17 protein-coding genes are annotated in these 23,207 nt (G+C 71.5%); 10 read left to right on the top strand and 7 right to left on the bottom strand.

Going from position 1 to position 23,207, the window contains the following annotated elements; translation table 11 throughout:
- Position 1 precedes the first annotated feature (1 nt).
- Genes O0S08_RS19315 through O0S08_RS19295 form a run of 5 tightly spaced genes read left to right on the top strand, consistent with a single transcriptional unit; the run spans position 2 to position 5,752 of the window.
- Positions 2–1,174, top strand: a complete 1,173-nt coding sequence (locus tag O0S08_RS19315; RefSeq protein WP_269040664.1) for a methyltransferase domain-containing protein — start codon at positions 2–4, stop codon at positions 1,172–1,174.
- 19 nt (positions 1,175–1,193) lie between these two features.
- A complete protein-coding gene (locus tag O0S08_RS19310; RefSeq protein WP_269040663.1) occupies positions 1,194–3,554 on the top strand; it encodes a SpoIIE family protein phosphatase in 2,361 nt (786 codons plus the stop codon).
- A 23-nt stretch (positions 3,555–3,577) separates the two neighbouring features.
- Complete coding sequence (locus O0S08_RS19305) at positions 3,578–4,141, top strand: slr1658 superfamily regulator (protein WP_269040662.1); 564 nt, start codon at positions 3,578–3,580, stop codon at positions 4,139–4,141.
- Positions 4,138–4,512, top strand: coding sequence for a slr1659 superfamily regulator (locus tag O0S08_RS19300; protein ID WP_269040661.1), 375 nt, complete (start codon positions 4,138–4,140; stop codon positions 4,510–4,512). Before O0S08_RS19305 ends, O0S08_RS19300 begins: the two co-directional genes overlap by 4 nt.
- A 13-nt stretch (positions 4,513–4,525) precedes the next feature.
- Positions 4,526–5,752 (top strand): adenylate/guanylate cyclase domain-containing protein, encoded by a 1,227-nt coding sequence (locus O0S08_RS19295; RefSeq protein WP_269040660.1) that lies wholly within the window; start codon positions 4,526–4,528, stop codon positions 5,750–5,752.
- A gap of 157 nt (positions 5,753–5,909) precedes the next feature.
- Here O0S08_RS19295 and O0S08_RS19290 read toward each other — a convergent pair whose 3' ends face one another.
- Complete coding sequence (locus tag O0S08_RS19290; RefSeq protein WP_269040659.1) at positions 5,910–7,424, bottom strand: protein kinase domain-containing protein; 1,515 nt, start codon at positions 7,422–7,424, stop codon at positions 5,910–5,912.
- A gap of 52 nt (positions 7,425–7,476) precedes the next feature.
- On the opposite strand from O0S08_RS19290, the gene O0S08_RS19285 reads away from it, so the two are divergent.
- From O0S08_RS19285 to purT, 3 genes are all read left to right on the top strand, one after another.
- Positions 7,477–8,631, top strand: coding sequence for an enolase C-terminal domain-like protein (locus O0S08_RS19285; protein ID WP_269040658.1), 1,155 nt, complete (start codon positions 7,477–7,479; stop codon positions 8,629–8,631).
- 13 nt (positions 8,632–8,644) lie between these two features.
- Complete coding sequence (locus tag O0S08_RS19280; RefSeq protein ID WP_269040657.1) at positions 8,645–12,331, top strand: serine/threonine-protein kinase; 3,687 nt, start codon at positions 8,645–8,647, stop codon at positions 12,329–12,331.
- 516 nt (positions 12,332–12,847) lie between these two features.
- Positions 12,848–14,044, top strand: coding sequence for a formate-dependent phosphoribosylglycinamide formyltransferase (gene purT, locus O0S08_RS19275; RefSeq protein WP_269040656.1), 1,197 nt, complete (start codon positions 12,848–12,850; stop codon positions 14,042–14,044).
- Positions 14,045–14,137: 93 nt separating this feature from the next.
- On the opposite strand, the gene O0S08_RS19270 is transcribed toward purT, so the two are convergent.
- From O0S08_RS19270 to O0S08_RS19250, 5 genes are all read right to left on the bottom strand, one after another.
- Positions 14,138–15,466, bottom strand: a complete 1,329-nt coding sequence (locus O0S08_RS19270) for a hypothetical protein (RefSeq protein ID WP_269040655.1) — start codon at positions 15,464–15,466, stop codon at positions 14,138–14,140.
- Entirely contained in the window at positions 15,463–16,509 is a 1,047-nt protein-coding gene (locus tag O0S08_RS19265; RefSeq protein ID WP_269040654.1) for a radical SAM protein, read from the bottom strand. Before O0S08_RS19265 ends, O0S08_RS19270 begins: the two co-directional genes overlap by 4 nt.
- Positions 16,510–16,525: 16 nt before the next feature.
- On the bottom strand, positions 16,526–16,879 hold the full coding sequence (locus tag O0S08_RS19260) for an MFS transporter (RefSeq protein WP_269040653.1): 354 nt from the start codon (positions 16,877–16,879) through the stop codon (positions 16,526–16,528).
- Entirely contained in the window at positions 16,873–17,853 is a 981-nt protein-coding gene (locus O0S08_RS19255; protein WP_269040652.1) for an MFS transporter, read from the bottom strand. The genes O0S08_RS19260 and O0S08_RS19255 overlap by 7 nt, the downstream gene beginning before the upstream one ends.
- Positions 17,854–17,940: 87 nt before the next feature.
- A complete protein-coding gene (locus O0S08_RS19250; RefSeq protein ID WP_269040651.1) occupies positions 17,941–18,594 on the bottom strand; it encodes a hypothetical protein in 654 nt (217 codons plus the stop codon).
- A gap of 120 nt (positions 18,595–18,714) precedes the next feature.
- On the opposite strand from O0S08_RS19250, the gene O0S08_RS19245 reads away from it, so the two are divergent.
- Entirely contained in the window at positions 18,715–20,178 is a 1,464-nt protein-coding gene (locus O0S08_RS19245) for an OmpP1/FadL family transporter (protein WP_269040650.1), read from the top strand.
- Positions 20,179–20,651: 473 nt separating this feature from the next.
- Here the strand turns inward: O0S08_RS19245 and O0S08_RS19240 are convergent, their stop codons facing one another.
- Positions 20,652–21,623, bottom strand: coding sequence for a GlxA family transcriptional regulator (locus O0S08_RS19240; protein WP_269040649.1), 972 nt, complete (start codon positions 21,621–21,623; stop codon positions 20,652–20,654).
- Positions 21,624–21,992: 369 nt separating this feature from the next.
- On the opposite strand from O0S08_RS19240, the gene O0S08_RS19235 reads away from it, so the two are divergent.
- Entirely contained in the window at positions 21,993–23,108 is a 1,116-nt protein-coding gene (locus O0S08_RS19235) for an arginase family protein (protein WP_269040648.1), read from the top strand.
- Positions 23,109–23,207 lie beyond the last annotated feature (99 nt).

Below are 23,207 nucleotides of genomic sequence, written 5' to 3'. Positions count from 1 at the left end.
TATGGAGAACGAGCAACCGTTTTCGATCCGCTTCAGCGAGAACGACCAGGAGGTCGCGCTCGAGGGGGCCCTGCGCCCGGCCGGCCCGCAGGACTTCGCGCCGGTGCGCGCCCACCTCGACCACGCCGCCGACGCCGTGCGCGGCGTCCTCTACCTCAACTTCAAGCGCCTCCGCTACCTCAACCACACCGGCTTCCTCGAGCTCGCGCGCTTCATCGCCGCCTGCGCCGAGCGCCACCCGACGCTCAAGCTCAAGCTGGTCGTCTCGAGCGTGGTCCCGTGGGCGCCGCTGCGGTTCGGCTTCCTCGGCGCCAAGTTCGGCAACACCATCGTCGAGCAGTACGACAAGGCCTTCTATCCCGGCCAGGGCGTGATCGAGAACGATCAATTGGTCCCCGTGCTGCGGACCCAGACCAACATCGTCTGGTCGCACGAGCGCGAGCTCCTGCGCCGCCACGGCCTCGGCAAGCGCATGCGGATCGCCGACATCTGCTGCGGGATCGGCGACTTCGCGGTGCTCGTCTACAAGGAGTTCGAGCCCGAGTACATCGTCGGCGTCGACCACTCGCGGCCGTTCTTGCAGTACGCGCAGCAGATCGCCCGCGAGTTCGGCATCACCGACATCGAGTATCAGTTCGGCGACGCGACCCACCTGTTCTTGCCGTCGAACAGCTTCGACTTCGTCACCTCGCGCCTGGCGCTGCAGATCTTCAACGACCCGTCGAGCATCTTGCGGGAGCTGGTGCGGATCTGTAGACCCGGCGGCCGGGTCTACCTGACCAACGAGATGACGGCGCACAACTATGGCTACCCGCGCCACGAGTCCGTCACGTGGACCTACCAGCAGGCCGTGAAGATCGCCCAGAGCCTCGGCATGGACATGAACTTCGGGCCGAAGATGTTCTCGCAGCTCACCGACATGGGCCTCGAGGACGTGCGCATGGAACAGATCCCGATCACCAACAACAACACCGCGATCGACGACTTCGCGCGGGTGATCGAGAGCTGGGAGGAGTACGTCACCGGCGAGCTGTCGACCGCCACGCAGCAGCCGCCCGAGGTCGTCGAGCGCCTGCGCATGGGCTTCCGCGACCACGTGTACGCGATCCGCAGCCGCCGCGGCTTCGCCACCTGGCCGATCTACGTCGCCTCCGGCCGCAAGCCCGGGCGGTGACACCGGGTCTCTCGACCGCATGGCCACCACGGGCTCCAAGTTCCGCACCAAGTTCGTCCTCGTCGCCGGGGTCGGGCTGGTGATCGGGCTGACGCTCGCGGCGCTGGCCTCGCTGCAGGGCATCCGCGTGCTCGGCGGCGACGCCTCGGAGGAGATCCGCAAGGGCCTCGAGCGGGCCAGCCGCGAGTACCTCACCGACCACATCGAGGACACCGCGCAGCGCGTCGAATTCCTGCGCGGCCGGGCCCGCGCCGAGCTCGGCGTGCTCGCGGCAGTCACCCAGGCGCTCATCGATCAGCCGGCCGCGCTCGCGCCGCTGACGGCCGCCGCCGCCGCCGCCGGGCCGCTGCGCGACGCCCTCGTCTACAACCCGCGCGGCGACTGGTCGCAGACCGCCGCCGACGAGCCGTCGGCGGTGGCGGTGTGGGGCTACCTGCACGCGCCGGCCGACCCGAGTAAACCTGGCCTTCGGGACATCAAGCCCGAGGTCCGCGCCGCCGTCGAGCAGACCGCCCTGCTCGACCTGCTGCTGCCCGCGCTGCTGCAGTACGGGGCCGAGAAGCAGGCCATGTACTTCATCGGCCCCGAGGGTGCCGAGTACCTGCGGATCGCCCCCTACGCCGACGCTGCAGGGCACGCCGATCAGCTCTATCCCGGCCACAACAACAGCCCGTTCTGGAGCTTCTACTTCCCCGGCATCGTCGACGGCTGGCGGCGCTGGCTCGCCGATCCCGCGCGCACGCGCGACCCCGCCGCGCAGGTCACCGGCACCGCGCCGTACACCGACGCCGGAGGCAGCGGGGCCATCATGACCCTGTTCCAGCCGCTGTGGGACGCCTCGCGCGCGCGCTTCGCCGGGGCAGTCGGCGTCGACGTCACCCTCGGTCAGCTGATCCGCTACGTCCAGGATCTGCAGCTCGCCGGCTCGGGCTTCGCCTTCCTCGCCCAGGAGAACGGCAACGTGTTCGCCGTCAACGACGACGGCAAGGACATCCTCGGCCTGCAGCAAGTGAGCGGCTCGTCGGGCAGCGGCGTCGACATCTTCCAGCAGTTCCTGAATCAATCGCGCGACCCGGCGATCCGCGCGCTCGCGCTGCCGAGCGGCGACGCGGTCGACTACCGCGATCCGGTCGCGATCGGCGGCCGGGACTACGTCGTCGTGCTCAAGCGGCTCGAGCCGTTCAACGCCTGGTCGGGCTCGGCCGACATCGTGCCCGAGCGCTGGACCCTCGGCTTCGTCGTCCCCGCCGCCGAGATCTACGCCTCGCTGCTCAAGGCGCAGGACACCATCGCCGCCAGCAGTCGCGGGATCCTCACCAGCCAGATCGTCATCACTCTGGTGGCGCTCGCGGTGGTGATGCTCGGGATCTTCCTGGTCTCGCGGCGCATGACCGGCGCCCTCGTCGACCTCGCCGCCGGCGCCGGCAAGATCGCCCAGAAGGACTACGACGTCCGCGTCGACGTGCGCAGCGACGACGAGTTCGGGGCGCTCGGCCGCGCCTTCAACCAGATGGCCGCGGAGATCCGCGCGTATACGCACAACCTCGAGAGCCTGGTCGAACAGCGCACCGCGGAGCTGCAGCGGGCCTCCCGCGAGATCATGGCGCTCAACGAGCGGCTCAAGCAGGAGAACGTGCGGCTCGGCGCCGAGCTCGACGTCGCCCGCCGGCTGCAGCTGATGGTGCTGCCGCAAGAGCGCGAGCTGGCCGAGCTCGACGGCCTCGACGTCGCCGGCTACATGCGCCCCGCGGACGAGGTCGGCGGCGACTACTACGACGTCCTGCGCGACGCCGGCGGCGTCAAGATCGGCATCGGCGACGTCACCGGCCACGGCCTCGAGAGCGGCGTGCTGATGCTGATGATCCAGACGGCGGTGCGCACGCTCCAGGCCGCCGAGGAGCGCGACGCGGAGCGCTTCCTCAACATCGTCAACAAGGTCCTCTACCAGAACATCCAGCGCGTCGGCCTCGACCGCACCGCCACGCTCGTCCTGCTCGACTACTCGCAGGGGGTGCTCCGCCTCACGGGGCAGCACGAGGAGGCGGTGGTGGTCCGGAGCGGCGGCTCGATCGAGCGCATCGATACGGTCGACCTCGGCATGCCGGTCGGGCTCGAGGTCGACATCGCCGCGTTCATCGCCCGCACCGAGCTGCGGCTGTCGCCGGGCGATGTCGTCGTCCTGTACACTGACGGCATAACCGAGGCGGAGGACATCCACGGCGAGCAGTACGGCATCGACCGCCTGTGCGAGGTCGTGCGCCGCGTCCACGAGCGGCCGGCGACGGAGATCAAGCAGGCGATCATCGACGACGTCATGCGCTTCATCGGCGCGCAGAAGGTCTTCGACGACATCACGACGGTGGTGATCAAGCGGCGCTGAGGCGCCCGAGGCGGACGGAGAGTATGGACGGCATCATCGGCGAGTACAAAGAGCCCACCGACGCTGGACCGCGCGTCACGCTGGTGTTCTACCCCGGGGCGTTCCCGGTCAAGTGGAACCAATGCAGCGTGGCGGCCGACTTCTTCGCCGAGTACTTCGCCGACGTCGGCGAGGGCGGGCTCACCGAGGAGGCCGAGCGGCGCGACTTCGTCGGCAGCGTCGGCTACGTGCTCAACGAGCTGATCGAGAACGCGGTCAAGTTCTGCGCCGGCGGGACCGTCGTCATCGACGCGGGCGTCGACGCCGGCGAGTTCGTGGTCGTCGTCAGCAACCAGATCGCCACTGCCGCGGTCGACGGCCTGCGGGTCAAATTCGCCGAGCTGCTCGACGGCGATCCCGCGGAGCTCCTGATGCAGCGCGTCGAGGAGAACGCCGCCAACCCCGAACTCACGACCTCGGGCCTGGGGTTTCTCACCATGCTGTCGGACTACAAGGCCCGGCTCGGCTGGCGCTTCGACCCCGCCCCTGGCAATCCTGACAACGCGCTCCTCAAGACCACCGCCCGGCTACAGGTGAAATCGTCATGACGGACACAACTACGCGACCCTCCGGGTCGGACACCGACATCAAAGGCCCCGGCTATCGCGTGTGGTTCGACGCGCCCTCGCGCACGGTCCACTTCGAGGGCGTGCTCCGCCTCAGCACCAGCGAGTACAAGCCGATCGAGGACATGCTCGACCGCGTCCTCCTCGCCAGCCCGTCGCTCGGCCTGCGCATGACCGAGCTGCAGTTCCTCAACAGCTCGGGCATCAACTTGCTGTACAAGTTCGCCATCGCGGCGCGGAAGAAGGGCGACACCGAGATCACGGTGCACGGCTCGTCGACCATCCCGTGGCAGGGCAAGTCGCTGCCCAACCTCAAGAAGTTCCTGCCGACGATCGTGATCCAAGTCGACTGAGCCGGCCGCCCGCATGCTCCCGGAAGACCCGCGCTGGCGGCAAGTGCTCGCCGACCCCGAGGCCGCGGCCGAGCTCCTGGCCGACCCGGCCGCGCGCGCCGAATTCGTGGCCGCCGTCGCCGCGCTGCAGGCCGAGCACGACGATCTGGTGCTGCTGCACGACTCGACGCTCGAGCACGCCAACGAGATCGAGGAGCAGCTGGCCGTCAAGATCGAGCAGGTCGAGGCGCTCGTGGTCGAGCTCGAGCTGCGCAACACCTTCATCCGCCAGGTGTTCGGCCGTCACGTCACCGACGAGGTCGTCAACACCCTGCTCGCCTCGCCCGAGGGCCGCCAGCTCGGCGGCGAGCGACGCACGCTGACGATCCTGATCTCCGACCTGCGCGGCTTCTCCACGCTGTGCGAGGGCCTGGGCCCCGAGCAGGTGGTGGCGATCCTCAACATCTACCTCGGCGCCATGGCCGACGTGATCGGCGAGTACCGCGGCTCGATCAACGAGTTCATCGGCGACGCCATCCTCGCGGTGTTCGGCGCCCCGGTGCCGCAGGACGACCACCCCGAGCGCGCGGTCGCCTGCGCGATCGCCATGCAGCGAGCCATGGGCCGCGTCAACGCCGAGCTGGCCGAGCACGGCCTGCCCGCGCTCGAGATGGGCATCGGCGTGCACACCGGCGAGGTCGTGGTCGGCAACATCGGCTCCAACAAGCGCGCCAAGTACGGCGTGGTCGGCCGCCACGTCAACCTGACGTCGCGGATCGAGAGCTACACCGTCGGCGGTCAGGTGCTGATCTCGGAGTCGGCCGCGCGGGCCCTCGGCGACCGCCTGCACACCCGCGGCTGCTTCGAGGTCCGGCCCAAGGGGGTGCGCGAGCCGATCACGATCCACGACGTCACCGGCGTCGACGGCACCTTCGCCATCCAGATGGCCGAAGAGACAGCCACACGGCGGATCCTGGCGCAGCCGCAGCCGCTGGTGTTCACCGCGCTCGAGGGCAAGGACACCGGCGGCCAGGAGGTGCCGGCGCTGCTGGTCGCCCATGACGACCAGCACAACGCCGAGCTGCAGGTCGCGGCCCCGCTGCCGCTGCGCGCCGACCTCAAGCTCGTGCTCGCCGCCCTGCCCGGCGTCGACGCCTACGCCAAGGTCGTCGCCGCCGGACCCGGCCGGGTCGTCGTCCGCTTCACCGCCCTGCCCCGCGCGCTGCAGGAGCTGCTCGACGGCCTGCCCGCGAGAGGGTGAGCCGGCGAGCTGCCGAAAGGCACCGCGAGACGGCGCTCCGGACGCGGCCGACTCTCGCTGTGGGACATGCTCGGATCGACATGTCGAATTCAACATGTCTCAAGGAACATGCCTCCCAGGGCATGTCCCTTCCGCCAGCACCGACGGGGGCCCCTGATCAGTCGCGGCGGGCCAGCAGGGTCGCGTGCATGTCGCTGCCGTCGAGGCTCTCGTCGAGCGGCTCGTCGATGTCGATGATCACGCTCTCGCCGCCGGAGGCGGTCGGCGGCGGGCTCGGCGGGACGGAGCGCGGCGCGACCGAGCTGGGCGCGCGCTCGACCGCGGGGGACGGCCGCGGCGCGCGGCTCTCGATGCCGGCGAAGCGGGCCGCGAGAGTGCGCACGAACGCGCCCATCCACGGCTTCATCGACGTCAGCTCCTCCTCGATGAGATCGCTGGTGATCTTGGTCAGCGTCGCCTCCTCGACCACCAGCACGCTGGCGGTCCGGCGCGAGGCGGCGAAGATCGACGTCTCGCCGAACACGTCGCCCGGCCCGAGCCAGCGCAGCGACACGTGGTGCCCGGCCTCGAGCTTGTAGACCTCGAGCTTGCCGGCCAGGACGATGTAGGCGGCGTCGCCGATCTCGCCCTCGCGGATGACGTGATCGCCGGCGGCGAAGCGGACCGTCTGGAAGCTGCCGCTGCCGCGCAGCAGGCGGACGATGTCGGCCTGCAGCGCCGCCACGCTCGGGTAGCGGTCGTCCGGGTCGCGGCGCAGCGCCCGGGTCACGATGCGCACCAGCTCCCGCGGGAACGGCACCGCGACGTGGCTGTCGGGCGGGGCGATGCACGCCTCGCGGGCCAGGATCAGCGCGTCCATGGCCGTCCGCGCCTGGTACGGCGGCTTCCCGACCATCGCCTCGTAGAGCAGCGCCCCCATCGAGAACACGTCGGCCCGCTCGTCGAGCGGCTGGCTGTTGGCCTGCTCGGGCGACATGTACGACGGCGTGCCGAACACCAGCCCGTCGGTCTCCGACGGCGGCAGCGGCGGCAGGGCGTCGTGGACCCACTGGGCCTCGTCCGCGCCTGGCTGAAGGGGCAGCAGCTGCGCCCCGCCCCAGTCCATCAGGTAGACCTGGCCGTAGGCGCCGACCATCACGTTGGCCGCCTTGATGTCGCAGTGGATCACCCCGCGGCTATGGGCGAACGACAGCGCGTCGCACACCTTGACGAAGATCTCGAGGCGCTGGAACAGGCGCTCGTGGTCGGTCGCCGGCTCGCCGCCGATCAGGGCCTTGAGGCTCTGGCCCTCGACCAGCTTCATCGTGAAGTACAGCTGGCCCTGCTCGTCGCGGCCGAGCTCGTGGATCGGCACGATGTTGGGGTGGTCGAGCTGACCGGTCACCTGGGCCTCGCGCAAGAACCCGTGCACGAGGATCAGGTGATCGTACGTCTTCGCGTGCATGGTCTTGGCGGCCATCCGCCGCTGCAGCACCTCGTCGAACGCGAGCCTCACCGCGCCCATCCCTCCGCGGGCCAGCTCGGCGCCGAACGACAGCCGCTTCACCTGGTCCGGCAGCGCCGAGCGGATGAGGGCTTCGAGCCGTTCCTCATAGGAGAGCGGCGACTCGCGGTCGAACAGCCGTGAGGACGCGACGCTGGGGGACGAGCCTCCGGGGCGGCGACTGGGCATGGGGCGCCACGATACAATGGCGCCTCGGCGGTGGTACACCGTGAGGGCCGGCATGGACCTGCGCACTGCCCTCGTCACGCTCCGCTTGCGCCACCCGTTCGGCCTGTCGCGCGGGACCGTGAGCGAACTGCCGAGCTTGCTCGTGCGCCTCGACCCGGGCGACCCGGACGGCGCGGCGCCGGAGGGCCCCGATCGCCGCGGCCTCGGCGAGGCCTCGCCGGTGCGCTACCTCGGTCAGTCGGCGGCCGCCGCCGCGCCTCTGGCCATGGCGATCGCGGCCGAGCTCGCGCCCGCAGTCCTCGCCGACCCGCGCGCGATCGTAGCCGCCGCCGCGCGCATGCGCGAGCTCGCCCCCGATCACTCCGCGGCTCGCTGCGCCGTCGACACCGCCCTGTGGGACGCCGCCGCGCGCGCCCGCGAGCGCCCCCTGGCCGAGCTCCTGGCCGATCCGGACGTGCTCGATCGGGCAGGTCTCGATCGCCATGTCCTTTCGGCCACATCGGGGGCGAGCCTCACCTCTTACACGATCGCTCTCGACGAGTTGCCGGCCATGGCGGCTCGCGCGGCCGCGGCCGCGCACCTGCCGGTGCTCAAGATCAAGCTCGGGCGCGGCCGCGAATTCGACCGCGCGGCGGCGCGAGCGGTCGCCGCCGCCGCTCCGCGGGCGCGCCTGCGGGTCGACGCCAACGGCGGCTGGACCCCGGACGACGTGCGCGCTCTACTTCCGCTGTTGGTCGATCTCGGGGTCGAGCAGCTCGAACAGCCGCTGCCTGCGGGTCGGCCCGATCTCCTCGCGGCGCTCGCGCGCGACTCGCCGTTGCCGATCTACGCCGACGAGGACGTGCAGGGGCCTGACGACGTGGCGGCGCTGCGGGGCCGGATCGCCGGAATCAACGTCAAGCTGATGAAGTGCGGCGGGATCTCGCCGGCGCTGGCGACGATCGCCGCGGCCCGGGACAGCGGCCTGCGCGTGCTGGTCGGCTGCATGATCGAGAGCCGCGTGGGGCTCGCGGCCGGCGCCGCCCTGGCCCGCCTCGCCGACGAGGCCGACCTCGACGCCCACATGCTCACGCGGGACGACCCGATGCCGCCGGGGAGTCAAGAGCGGCTCGCGCCCGAACTGCCGCGGCTTTGCGGCCCCGGCCTCGGCGTCCCGCCCGGGGCGTTGCCCGCGGGCAGCGACCTCGGGCCCGCGCGCGTGGCATAATCCGCACTCCGCCTTGAATTCCGACGAGCCCCAGGCCCGCGCCTCGCTGCCGGTGACACCACCTGTCCCTGAGGACATCTTACCGCGCCCGCTCGGTCGATACGAGCTGGTGCGTCGGGTCGGCTCGGGCAGCATGGGCGTCGTCTACGCCGCGGTCGACCGCGACAGCGGCCGCACCATCGCGCTCAAGACCCTGCACCAGCTCGACCCCGGCGCGCTGTTCCGCCTCAAGAACGAGTTCCGCAGCGCCGCCGGCCTGTCGCACCCGAACCTCGTCAGCCTCCACCAGCTGATCTCGCACGACGACGAGTGGTTCATCACCATGGAGTTCGTCGACGGCGTCAGCTTCGTCGAGCATGTCCGTCAGGGCATGTCCGAAAAGCCAGGCGTCGCTCCCTCGCCCGAGCGCCTGCGGCCCGCCCTGCTGCAGCTCGCGGCCGGCGTCAGCGCCCTGCACGCCGCCGGCAAGCTGCACCGCGACCTCAAGTCGTCGAACGTGCTGGTGACCGGCGACGGCCGGGTCGTCATCCTCGACTTCGGCCTGGCCGCCGACGACGTCGCCGAGGGCGGCGAGGACGGCCTGCTCGGCACGCCGGCGACGATGGCGCCGGAGCAGGCCGCGGGCAACCCCGCCTCGCCCGCGAGCGACTGGTACGCCGTCGGCGTCATGCTCTACGAGGCGCTCACCGGTCGCCTGCCGTTCAGCGGCCCGCCGCTCCTCATCCTCCACGCCAAGCAGCACGAGGACCCGACCCCGCCGCCGCAGCTGGTGCCCGACGTCGATCCGGTGCTGGCCGAGCTGTGCGTGGGCCTGTTGCAGCGCGACCCGGCAGTGCGGCTCGGCGGGGCCGACATCCGCGAGGCGCTCGGCGAGGCCCCGCTCGGGCCGACCGACTCGGGCGCGCGCTTCGTCGGCCGCGACGACCTGTTGTCGGCGATGCGCGACGCCTTCCAGCTCGCGCTCACCGGCTCGCCGGTGTGCGTGTACGTCCGCGGCCGCTCCGGCATCGGCAAGACCGCGCTCATCGATCGCTTCATCGCCGAGCTGCGCCGCAGCGACCGCGCCTTCGTCCTCCAGGGCCGCTGCTACGAGCGCGAGAGCGTGCCCTTCAAGGCCTTCGACAGCGTCCTCGACGCGCTCGCGCAGCACCTCCGCCACCTGCCGCACGAGGAGGCCGCCGCCCTCTTGCCGCGCGAGATCCACGAGCTCACGCGGCTGTTCCCGGTGCTCGCGCGCGCGGCGGTGGTCGCCGATCTGCCGCAGCGCAACTTCGTCGCCCCCGATCCGCAGGAGGCGCGGCGGCGGGCCTTCCGCGGGCTCAAGGAGCTGCTGGCGCGGATCGCCGATCGCCGCCCGCTGGTCCTGCGGATCGCCGACCTGCAGTGGGGCGACGAAGACAGCGCGCGCCTTCTGGCCGAGCTGCTGTCGCCGCCCGATCCGCCGGCGATGTTGTTCATCGGCTCGTATCGCATCGACGAGGACGACGCGCCGATGCTCCGCGAGCTGCGGCGGCTCGGCGCGCGGCCCGAGCTCAAGGCGCTGGTGCGCGACCTCCTGGTCGAGCCGCTCTCGCAGGATCAGGCGGAGGAGCTCGCGCTGGCCCGGCTCGGCCGCGACAGCGACAGCGCCCGCGCCGACGCGCGCCGGATCGCCGCCGAGTCGGGCGGCAACCCGCTGTTCGTCGAGGAGCTCGCGCGTCACATCGCCGGTCACCGCGGCGCCGCCCCGGCCGAGGTCTCGCTCGACGCAGTCGTGCGCACGCGCCTCGCCGGCCTGCGCGCCGCCGGTCGGCGCCTGCTCGAGATCGTCGCCGTCGCCGGGCGGCCGATCCCCGCCAGCCTCGCGTTCACGGCCTCGGGCGTCACCGATCGCACCGTCCTCGGCGAGCTGCAGGCGCACCACCTCCTGCGCACTCTGGCCACCCGCGGCGGCGACACCGTCGAGTGCTACCACGACCGGATCCGCGACACCGTGCTCGCGCAGCTCGGCCCCGATCGCCTGGCCCAGCTGCACCGCACCCTCGCCGACGCCCTCGCGCAGTCCGCCGACGACCCCGAGCTGCTGGCGCACCACCTGCACGCCGCCGGCGCCTTGGAGGAGGCGTTCGCCGCCGCCGTCGCCGCCGCCGATCGAGCCGGCGACGTCCTCGCCTTCTCCCGCGCCGCTCAGCTGTACGGTCGCGCCCTCGCGTGGGCGCAGGACCTGCCCGACGACGAGCGCCGCGCCCTGCTGCGCCGCCGCGCCGACGCGCTGGTGCGAGCCGGCCGCAGCGCCGAGGCCGCCCCCGTCTACGCCAGCGCCGCCGAGGGCGCCACGCCGGCCGAGTCGCTCGAGCTGCGCCGCCGCGCCGGCGAGCAGTTCCTCATCAGCGGCAACATCGATCAGGGCGTGCAGATGCTGCGCCCCGCGCTGGTCGAGGTCGACCTCGGCTACCCGGCCACACCTGGCCGGGCGAACATGTCCATCATCACACGTTCGACCCAGCTCAGCCTACGCGGGCTCGGCTTCGTCAGCGTGCGCGAGGACCAGGTCCCGCCGGCCGATCTGCTGCGCCTCGACGTGTGCCTGTCGGCCGCCGTGGGCCTCGCCTTCGTCGACCCGATCCGCGGCTACAGCTTCTTCCAGCGCGGCCTCCTCCTGGCCCTTCAGACAGGTGAGCCGCAGCGGATCGCCCTCTCGCTGGCCGGCGTCGGCGCCATGGTGATGAGCCGCGGCACCGCCAACGCCGTCGGCCGCGGCACCACCCTGCTCAAGGAGGCGCGCCGGCTGGCCGAGCAGCTGTCGGACCCGCGCCTGCTCGGCCTGTGCGACATCATTGACGCCATCGCCGACGTCTCCCTCGGCCGCTGGCGCCGCGCGCTCGAGCACAACGAGAAGGGCGCCCAGCTCCTGCTCGACCGCTGCGTCGGCATCGGCTGGGAGCTGGACATCGCCCGCATGAGCACGATGCGCGGCCTGTTCATGCTCGGCGAGTTGGCCGAGCTCGGCCACCGCGCCCACGCCTGGCTGCGCGAGTCCGAGGACGCCGGCGACCTGTGCGGTGAGGTCTGGTCGTCGCTCTACAGCGCCTACGCGCTGCTCGGCGCCGACGACATCTCCAGCGCCCGCGACCGCGTGCGCGGGGCGATGCGCCGCTGGTCGAAGGACGGCTTCCACTTCCAGCACATGCTCGCGCTGCTGCTCGAGACCTCGTGCGACCTGTATCAGGGGCAAGGCGGCAACGCCTGGCAGCGCCTGGCAGAGAGCTGGGTCGCCGTCGAGAACTCGTACATCCTCGGCTGGCAGGGCCAGCGGAACCTGTTCCTCCACGCGCGGGGCCTCGCCGCCGTCGCCGCCGCGCGCGAGCAGCCGCACAACGCCGGCGTCCTGCTGGCCGCCGCCGAACGCGACGCCGCCCAGCTCGAAGAAGATCGGGCCCTGCGCCACGACTCGGTCGCCATGGCCGCGCTGATCCGGGCCGGCATCGCCACGCAGAACGGCGACATCCCGCAGGCCTTGCTCCGCCTCGAGGCCGCCGCCGCCAGCTTCGACACCGCCGACATGCAATTGCACGCCGCCTGCGCCCGCCGCCGCCGCGGCGAGCTGCTCGGTCCCACCGGCGCGCCGCTGATCGCCCAGGCCGACCAGTACCTCGCCTCGCAGGCGATCCTCCGGCCCGCGCAGTGGAGCGCGATGTTCAACGGCAGCGCGCCCACCTGACGCGCTCGATCGATCCGGGCGCCGTCGCTTCGTGCCCTCGGACCACTGAATGCGCCATCGCTCTCGGCGGCGAATCGCAGCGCACGATTCAGCCTCGCCCGCAGCTCACCATGCTGCGAATCACTCTCGTCCGAGAATCACCCTCGCCCGCAGAGCCCAGCGGCTTTCCTCGCGTCCGAGAATCTCTCTCCCGGGAATCACTCGCGCCCGCAGAGCACGGCGCCCCCGAACCTCCTCGCCCGCGAGCACTCTCGCCTGAGGACCACGCTCGCCGCCAACCGGCGCCTCCGCCCCTCGCTTCGCCGATCGCCTGCCCGCGACCACGGGTCGGTGCTCCAGGGCCGGCCGTTCGGCAGCCGCGCGCCGACCGGCGTGAGCACCGCAGGCCGACCGGCGTGAGCCCCGCATCGTCGCCTCATCGGCCGGTGCGCGGCCCGGCCGACAAGTGTGACCTCGCGCCCGCGGCGCCCGCCTTGCCGCGCGCGACAGTGCGCCACTATCCTGCGCGCGCTCGCCATGGATCTCACGCTCGGCACTCCTCTGTCTCCCTCGTCCACGCGGCTGCTCTTGCTCGGCTCGGGCGAACTCGGCCGCGAGGTCGCGATCGAAGCCATGCGCCTCGGCGTCGAGGTCATCGCTTGCGATCGCTACGCCAACGCGCCGGCGATGCAGGTCGCGCACCGAAGCCACGTGTTCGACATGCAGGACCGCGACGCAGTGCGGGCCGTCGTCGCCCGCGAGAAGCCGCACTACATCGTCCCCGAGATCGAGGCCATCGCCACCGACGCCCTCGTCGAGCTCGAGAGCGAGGGCTGGACAGTCATCCCGACCGCGCGCGCGGCCCGGCTGACCATGGACCGCGAGGGCATCCGTCGCCTCGCCGCCGAGCAGCTCGGCCTGCCGACCAGCCCCTACGCCTTCGCCGACACCCTCGAGGAGGTCGAGGCCGCGGTCCAGCGCCTCGGTCTGCCGTGCGTGATCAAGCCCGTCATGTCGAGCTCGGGCAAGGGTCAGAGCACCGTGCGCACCGCCGCCGACGTCGCGACCGCGTGGGAGTACGCGCTGTCAGGCGCCCGCGGCCGCTCGGCCCGCGTCATCGTCGAGGGCTTCGTCCCGTTCGACTACGAGATCACCCTGCTCACGATCCGCACGCGACACGAGGGCACCCTGTTCTGCCCGCCGATCGGCCACCGGCAGGAGCGCGGCGACTACATGGAGTCGTGGCAGCCGCACGCGATGGCGCCGAGGGCCCTCGCGCGGGCGCAGGAGATCGCCGCCGCAGTCACCGAGGCGCTCGGCGGCGCCGGTCTGTTCGGCGTCGAGCTGTTCATCGTCGGCGACGACGTCATCTTCAGCGAGGTCAGCCCGCGCCCGCACGACACCGGCATGGTCACCATGATCACGCAGGACCAGAGCGAGTTCGAGCTGCACGTGCGCGCGATCCTCGGCCTCCCGATCGGCGAGGTCATCCTCCGCGCGCCCGGAGCCTCGGCGGTGGTCCTGGCCGATCGGCCCGGCACCAACCCGCGCTTTACCGGCGTCGGCAAGGCGCTCGCCGACGCACGCACCAAGGTCCGCCTGTTCAGCAAGCCCGACACCCGCAAGTACCGGCGCATGGGCGTCGTGCTGGCCTACGGCGACGACGTCGCCGAGTGCCGGGCCCGCGCCGAGGCCGCCGCCGCCGAGATCCGCGTGGTCGTCGACGCCGGTTGACCCGCGCAGTTCCGCTGCACGAAGGGACATGTCACGCAAGACATGTCCATTCTTGCATGTCCTATTGGACATTCCCTGAGGGCCACCTCGTCCTCACAGGTCGAACAGCTCGAGCAGCGTGCGCAACCCCGGCGACCCGGGCGCCTGCGGCCGCTCGACCAGGGCGCGGCGGATCTCGAGGTGCGCCGCCGGCAGGAGCGCCTCGAGCTGCTTCAGCGCCTGCGCGTCGCCGCCCTGGGCCGCGGTCACCCGGGCGCGCACCAGCTCGCGCCCGGGCGCCGCGAGTCGCGAGCCGACGTCCCACGCGGTCACCGCCGAGTCTGCCCCCAGGGACATGTCCCCGAGTTCATCATGACGCAGCTTCGCCGGCCGCGCGGCCGACAGCACGTCCAGCCGGCGCAGGGCGAACCGCTGCCCCGGCTGCAACGGCTCGGCCCGCCCGGCCCGCAGCAGCGTCACGCCGCCATCGACGGCGGTCAGCGCCAGCGTCGCCTCCGTCGCCCAGGTGCCGGCGTCGACCTGCGGGTAGTGGCCCTTCGCCGCCGCGTGCAGGCCCTTCGCCACGCGCAGCCCCGAGTGGCCGACCGGCGGGGCCGCCTTGCTGCGCCACGCGGTGAACTCGATCGGCCCGGTCTCGGACTCGGCCTTCAGCAGCGCCTCGCAGGCCCGCAGGTGCCGATCGATCCGCGCCAGCAGTTCCGCCCGCGCAGGCGCGCCCGCGACAAGCGGCGCCCCGCGGCGCCACACGTACCCCGCGAGCCCCGCGTGGTAGAGCGGCAGCGCCTCCATGCTCGTGAGCAGCGCCTGGACGTCCGCGACCGTCTCGCTGCCGCCCGCCTTGCGCGCCTCGAGGTGCGCCTGCCAGCGGCTGCGGAACGCCTGGGCCTCCGGGCCGCCGGCCGCGTCGGCCAGCGCGCCGAGGGCGTCCGCGACCTGCTGCCACCGCGGATCTTGCACCGGCGTCGCCTCCGGCACCAGCACCAGCGCCAGCGCGAACCGCTTCACGGGGCCGGGATGGAACGCGTCGTCGGCGACCAGCCGCGCGTACCGGCCGAGCGCGGCCTCGTCGGCCAGCGGGAACACGTCGGGCCCGAGCGCCGGCCCCTGGCTCGCCGCCGGCTCTGTCCCGGTGGACATGTCCTCATCGCCCTGCTGCGAAGGACCTGCCCCTTCAGACATATCCTCAGGGACATGTGAATCCCCTGCCCCCGGCGGCGCCCCCTGCCCGTCCGGCTCCTCGCGCCCGCGCAGGCGATCGGCGCAGCCCTGGACGAACACGATCAGCAGCGCGAGCAGCCGGATCGCCGGCGCCGCCGTGCTCGACAGCAGCGCCACCTGGCCACTCCGCCAGCGAACGACCACCGCCGCGGCCAGCGCCAGCGCGACCACGAACGAGCCGAGGTCGAGCCACCAGCGCCTCACACCGCCTCCTCGCGGCAGGCGCCGAACGCCTGCTCGCGGCACGGGTTGCCGTTGCGGGCCTGCAGCCAGCACTCGTGCCCGTCGGAGCACTCGCGGTGGCCGCTTGAGCGGAAGCGCTTGAAGCCGCGGGTCCAGATCTCGCGGAGCGGCCGGTCGCGCACGTTGCCCTCCGACTCGCGCAGGTCGGTGGTGGTGCACGGCAGGACCTCGCCGGTGGCCCCGACGACGCAGGAGATCCGGCCGGCCCCGCACAGGAACGGCTGGTCGCGGTAGAAGCGATCGTCGGCGCCCGCGCTGCCCCACTCGTTGCACAGCTCGACGTGGAACAGCCCGCGCTTGCGCCGGGCGAAGGCCGCCACGCGCCGCAGCTGCTCGGGCGTCGGACACAGCGCGGCATGCTCGGCTCCGCGGCCCTCGGGCGCGAACAGGTGCAGTCCCCACGAGTCGGCGCCCGACGCCGCCACGATCGGGAACAGGTCGGCCAGGCGATCGGCGTTCTCGCGGGTCACGGTCGTCCCCGCCACGACCTCGGGGCAGCCGCACTCCTTGAGCGTGCGAATGGCCGCCAGCGCCGCCGCGTGGCTGCCCTGGCGCCCGCGGAACAGGTCGTGCTGGCGCTGCTCGCCGTCGAGGCTGATGGCCGCGAGCGTCGGCGGGTGACGGTCGAACAGCGCCCTGAACTTCGGGACATGTCCTCCGTGCGTGTGCATGGCCCACTCGAGCCCCTGCGCCCGCACGTACGCGACGATCTCGGCGATGTCGCGGCGCAGCAGCAGCTCGCCGCCGGCGATCACGAAGGTCGGCTTGCCGAGCGCCACCAGCTCGTCGACCACCAGGCGGAGCGCCTCCTCGGTGGTCAGCTCGGCCTCGGCTCGCTTGCCCGCGCCCGAGTAGCAGTGCGGACAGCGGAGGTCGCACATCGCCGTGGCGATCCACTGCACCGCGACCGGCCGGCGGACCAGGCGAAGCGCGTGCAGGAGGCGCGTCTCGGTCTCCCACACCTCGGGCGCGGCGCGGGCGTACAGGCGGTGAAGCAGGCCCATGCCTGCGAGGATAGCCTCACCCCGCCGCGCGCGCGCGTGCGTGGGCCAGGGCGCGGAAGCTCGGGTCGTCGCGGCGGAACGCCAGCGTGGCGAAGAGCGCCACCGCCCATAGCACCGCGATGTGGAGGAACATGGTCTCGCCGCCGTAGTGCTTGAACAGGTAGCCCGACACCAGCGGCCCCGCGAGCGTGCCGAGCCCGTAGGAGCCGTTCAGCAGCGCGTTGCTGCGGCTGAAGTCGCGCGGGTCGACGATGAGGCTCTGCAGCGCCAGGCTCATCGGCCAGATCGGCGCCAGCGAGGCGCCCGCGAGCAGCACCGCCACCGCCACCAGCGCGAGCGTCGGCAGATAGACCAGCGACGCCGTCAACACCACCCGAGCGCGACCAGCGAGCGCACCGTCTTGAGGTGGCCGTAGCGATCGCCGAGGCGGCCGACGAACACCACGCTGGCGGCCATGCCGATCGAGAAGCTCGCCACCAGCAGGCTGGTGTCCTCCTTCGGCACCTCTCGAACCTTGATGAGGAACAGCGGCAGGAACAGCACCAGCGACGCCTGGAAGTAGCCGTAACAGAACGTCGGGATGCAGGCCGTCTTGATCTTCCAGTAGAGCGAAAGGATCGGCGGCCGGACGTCGTCCGCCGGCTTGACGGGCTGCGCACCGGACTCGTGGCTGTGATCGCCGCCGTGATCGCTGCCGGCGATCGGATGGATGTCGCGGTCGAGGAACACGTAGGCGATGAGCGCCGCCAGCGACGCGAACAGCCCCGCGGCCACGAACACCATCTGCATCGGGTAGAGCTGCATCACCGTCCAGCCGAACACCGCCCCGAGGCCGTAACCCGTCGCCATCGAGATCGTGTAGAGGCTGGTGATGAGCCCGCGGTGCGCAGTGGTCGTGCGCATCAGCAGGATCGTCTCGAGGCTGACCCACACGCCGACCGAGAACGCCCCGTCGACGCCACGCGCAGCGGCCAGGCCGCCGAAGCTGAGCAAGAACGGGAAGATCGCCGTCGCCGCCGCGTACACCAGCAGCGCCACCGACAACATCGTCCGCGGCGACAGCTTCTTGATCAGCAGCCCCATCGGCACGCTGAACGCCGCGATGCCGAGCGAGAAGAAGATCGCCAGCTCGCCGATCGTGAGCTCGTCGATGCCGCGAACGTTGTTGAGATAGACCGCGACGACCGCGGTCACCATCCCGTACGCCGTTCCAGTCATCCCGCACACCACGTACGCCGTGCGGATGTTCGAATCGCGGAGCTCGGTGTGCCAGAGCTGTTGCAGCTCGTTGCGGACCTTGGACCACTGCCCGGCGGGCGTCGGGGGCGAGACCGTCGTCGTCATCGTGGGGGGCCGCGATGATCGGCTTCGGTCGCGCGAAAAACCAGTCCCCTCACGCGTGACCCAGCGTGATTCTGCGCGGCTTCGCGCTCATTCCATGTCACGGATCGTGTCGCCGTTGCAGTTCTTTGTCACGTCGAGGGGCAACATCGCGGGATCTTCGAGGCGCACGGCGGCGAAGGTGGAACCCTTCAGGTTGGCCATGAGCGGGGTCGTCACGTCGCCCTCGATCTCGCCGCAGTAGAAGTTCTCGTCGATGATGGTGCCGATCATCTTGAGGGTCGCCTCGATGTCGCCGCCGGTGACCGGGTTGGCCATGCCGGTGACCGTCACGAGCCCGGCGTCGATGTCGAACTTGCCCTCGGCGATCGGGATGTCCTTGTAACAGAGCGGGTCGCCGATCGGCTGGCGCGGCACGTTGACCTTGCCCTGCATGAGGCTGAGCGGCTGCAGGCAGGCCGCGAGGAAGGTGTTGCCCATCTCGTCGGTGGTCAGCGTATTGGTGGCGACGAACTGCATCGGCAGGTCGGGCGCGATGACCGTCGAAACTGCCAGCAGGAAATCGCCGCTGATGTCGGCCTCGGCCGGCATCACGTCCGGAGGCGGCGGCGGCATGAAATCGCGGTCGTCCTTGGTGTTGTCGAGGAATTCGTTGAACTTGGCCTCGGAGTCGGGGCACCCCCCGAGCAGCGGGACCAGCAGCGACAGACCGAGCACCGAGCCGGGGCCCCGAGGGCCGAGCACGCGGCGGACAGAAAACGATCGGGACATCCTGCGCAGCACTGTGCCGTGCATTTTGTCCGCCGTAAAGCAGTGACCTCGGTGTAAAGTGGCGGCGGTTTGTCGTCGTACGAGGTCCACTTCATGTCGCTCGCTCGTCATGCGTCTCGCTCGCGCACCCTCTTCGCCTGTGGCCTGCTGACCGCCGCCCTCGTCGGCGCACGCGAGGCCCAGGCATCCGGCCTCAGCACCGCGCGATTCGGCGGCGAGCACGGCCACGTGACCACCGACAACCCCACCGCGATCTACTACAACCCCGCGGGTATCGCGCTCAAACCGGGCACGCGGATCTTCGTCGACGGCAGCTTCGCGGCCCGCTGGGTCAGCTACGACCGACCGGAGTCGGCCATCAGCAGCATGACCGGCACGCCCGAGGGGGCCACCGACGCCAACGCGGGCGTCGCCAAGCTGTCCAACTTCATCGCCGGCCCGTTCGCCGGCGCCAGCTCCGACTTCGGCACCAAGTTCTTCTCGGCCGGCGCCGCGGTCTACTTCCCGTTCGGCGGCCAGTCGACGTGGAAGCCCAACGAGAAGTACCGCGGCAGCCAGGACTACCCGGGCGCGGTCGACGGCGTGCAGCGCTGGCACACCATCGACGGCAAGTTGCGCTCGATGTACATCACCGGCGCGGTCGCCTTCAACATCGCCAAGATCGGCCTGTCGATCGGTCTGTCCGGCAGCGCCATCCGCAGCGAGATCGACACCATCCGCGCCCGCAACTCCGACGGCACCGACGACCTGGTGCAGTCCAACGGTGACCTCAAGGAAGGTCGCAGCTGGATCACGGCCTCGGGCTGGCAGGGCAGCTTCGGCATCGGCGCGATCTGGAACTGGCGCGACAAGCTGTGGATCGGCGCCTCGTACACCAGCCGGCCCAACATCACCGGCAACATGACCCTCAAGGGTGAACTCACCAACGCGTTCACCATGTCGGCGCCCGACACGACCCCCATCGAGTTTACCCAGCGCCTGCCCGACATCGTCCGCTTCGGCTTCCGCGTCCGCCCGGTCCCCAAGCTCGAGCTGCGCCTGTTCGGCGACTTCACCAACTGGAAGGTGATGGACAAGCAGTGCGTCCTGCTCGCCACCATCGAGGGCCGCAAGTGCGACTTCGCCGGCGGCGAGACGGCCCTCGACAACCCGGAGACATTCGGCGCCGAGGGCGAGGGCACGAAGGGCGTGACGCAGCACATCCCGCGCTTCTGGAAGCCGGCCGGCGGGGTCCGCTTCGGCGCGAGCTACTGGGTCATCGAGGCGGTCGAGCTGTACGCGGGCGTGGGCTTCGACTCGAGCGCGGTGCCGGTCAAGACGATCGAGCCGGCCCTGCTCGACTCGAACAAGATGACGTTCTCGATCGGCGGCCGGTTCCGCCTCCACCAGCGGCTCCACCTCGGCTTGACCTTCACCGACATCGCTTACTTCAAGGTCGATACCAAGGGGACGAACGTGCTCAACAAGTTCCAGGCGCCGACGCGCCAGCCGAGCGCGGACGGCATCTACAAGCAGAACATCTTCCTGACCAACCTGTACCTCGACGTGAACTTCTGAGGCCGGCGACATGTCCCCGCGGACAGTTTTGTAGAGCTGTCCCTTGGGGCATGCCCGTCGAGGCGCCTCGGCTTCGAGGGCAGCGCGACGGTCGAGACCTCGCCGAGCCGGGTGTGGCGCTTCGCGAATTGCCGACTGCGCCTCGCGGGGGGTCCGGGGAAGGGTCGGCCGCGAGTTCAGCGTCTGGATGGACCCTCATTCTTCGGGCCCATCCTGCCTCGTATTCGCGGCCGCCCCTTCCCCGAACCCCTGGCACGGCTGCAGCCGTGAGAGGCCGACCCGCCGTCGTGGGCTCCGATGCAGCCTGTCCCCTGAACCAGGTACGGAGCGCCTGTTCGACGGCCAGGGCTGGCCGCCGAACAGACGCTTTCTGACGTCTTTCACGGCGTGTCCTCTCCTGCGACGAGCTCTCCGCAACGAGCTCTCCCGCGAAACGACGAATCGAGGCTGTCGCTCAACACATCGGTCGGCGCTCAGTGCTGCGCGGAAGCTTCGCCGCCGCGACGAAACAGCTTGCGATACGTCATCGGCGAGGTGCCCATGACCTGGGCGAAGCGGTTGCGCAGGGTCGACGCGGCGGCGAAGCCGACGTCTCCGGCGATCTCCTCGAGCGACAGAGAGGTCGACTCGAGCAGCTGCTGCGCGCGGGCGATGCGGGCGGTGAGGACCCACTTGAGCGGGGTCGTGCCGGTCTGCGCGCGGAACCGCCGGCTGAGCGTCCGCGTGCTCATGCGGGCCCGGCGTGCGAGCGTGGGCAGGGTCAGGTCGTCGCGCAGATGGCGGGTCATCCAGTCGAGCAGCGGCGCGAGGCTGCTGGTCGAGGTCGGCGGCTCGTGGACGATGTACTGCGCCTGACCGCCGCTGCGCTCGAGCGGGACGACGGCGATGCGCGAGGCGTGAGCAGCGACCGCGGCGCCGTGATCGCTGCGCAGCATGTGCAGGCACAGATCCATGCCGGCCGCCCCGCCCGCCGAGGTCAAGATCCGCCCGTTGTCGACGAACAGGACGTTCGGATCGACGGTGAGCGAGGGGAAGCGCTCGGCGAGCAGGCCGGCGGCGATCCAGTGCGTCGTCACCCGCAAGCCGTCGAGCAACCCGGCCTCCGCCAGCACGAACGCGCCGCTGCAGATCGAGGCGATCCGGGCCCGTCGGCGCGCAGCGGCCCGCAGCGCCTCGAGCACCGCCGGCGAGACCGCTCGCGTCGGGTCCTTCACGCCCGGCACGATGACCGTGTGCGCCCGCGCCACGTCGGCCAGCCCCCAGCGCAGCGCCATGTCGAACGATCCGGCGTCGACGCGCCTCGTCTCGGCGCACACCCGCACCTCGTACGGCCGCCGCAACCCCGGCACCTTCGCGCGCCCGAACACCTCGCACGGCATCGTCAGGTCGAACGCGACCACCCCCGGCAACGCGAGCACCGCGACCACGTGCGGACGCGTCGTCATCCCGCGACCCTGCATGCCATCACGATCGCACCCGCGCCACAGCGCGACAAGTGGCGAAAACGCCAAAGAGTGCTCACTTCTCGCCAGCGTCCCGCGATGACCGAGCGCGGGACAACATGGTCTTTTGGACATGTAGTAAGCGCGGACCTCGGCCAGTTGCCGGCGACCGCGCACGCCGACGCCAAGCACCCTCCGGCCGGCCGTTCGCCGGAGAGGCCCTTCACACGCGCGAGACGAAGGTCACCGACCGCGGCCTCGGCCGACCTCGACATCGCCGACGGGGCTCCAGCGGACGGAGCGGGCGCTCGTCGCTTCGCCCACGCGCGCGTCGCCCTCGCGTTTCGCCGCGCGCGGGACTAGCCTTGGCGCATGACCCCACTCGACGAACTCGCGGCGCTGCTGCGTCCTGCCGGCGGCGGGCTCTTCCTCGTGTCGACCGGGCGGGCCGAGCAGCTGGCCATGCAGCGCCGGATCTACGGCGTCACCGACGAGGCCGGCGTCGACGCGGGGTTTCGCCGCAACCTCGCGGCGATCGCCGACGCGCGCGTCGTCATCCTCGGCTGCCCCTCGGACGTGGGCGCCGGCTTCCTGCGCGGGGCCAACGTCGGCCCGCAGGCGATCCGCACCGCCCTGCTGGCGAGCGACCCCGACTGGCCGGCGCGGGCCGCCGCGGCCGGGGTGCTCGACATCGGCGACGTGTTCGTCATCCCGCAGCTGCTCCACGACGACATGCTCAGCGCCGGCCAGCTCGCGGCCAGCCGCCGCGCGCTCTACGGGCACCTGCCCGAAGAGACAGCCGCCACCTTGCCGGTCTCGCCGCTGTCGATCGCCGAGCGCGCGCTCGACCTCGTCTACCAGCTCAACCCCGACATCGTCCCGGTCATCCTCGGCGGCGACCACTCCAACGCCTGGCCGGTCGCCGCCAACCTGGCCCGCCACCGCCGCGATCGCTGGGCGATCGTCCAGCCCGACGCGCACACCGACCTGCTGGCCGAGCGGCTCGGCATCAAGATCTGCTTCGCCACCTGGTCCTACCACGCCAACGAGCTGCTCGGGCGCGACGGCCGGCTGGTCCAGGTCGGCGTGCGCGCGTCGAGGCACGACCGCGGCCACTGGGAGCGGGGCCTCGGCGTGCGCCAGTTCTGGGCCGAGGAGGTCAAGGCCGACCCGGCCGGCACGATCGCGGCGATCGTCGCCCACCTCAAGGGCCTCGGCGTCGGCTCGGTCTACTTCTCCAACGACATCGACGGCACCGACTCGCACTGGGCCGACGCCGCCGGCACGCCCGAACCCGACGGCCTCGAGCCCGACTTCGTGGTCGACCTGATCCGCGCCCTCGGCCGCGAGGTCGGCCTGTGCGCCGCCGACGTCGTCGAGGTCGCCCCTCCCCTCGCCCGCGACGGCGGCAAGCAGACCGTCGAGCTCGCGGTCCGCTACCTGCGCGAGAGCCTGGCCGCCATCGCCGGCCCGAGCCTCGCGCCCTGAGGCATCACCTGTCCGCGAGGACAGCCACGCGCAGCATGTCCGGAAGGACATGCGGGCGCTTCCTGTCTTCGCACCCGCGGACATGGTCGCGAGGACAGC

The organism is Nannocystis punicea (assembly GCF_026965555.1).
GTDB lineage: Bacteria > Myxococcota_A > Polyangia > Nannocystales > Nannocystaceae > Nannocystis > Nannocystis punicea.
The sequence above is the reverse complement of the archived record's forward strand: the minus strand, read 5'-3'. Positions and strand labels throughout refer to the sequence as shown.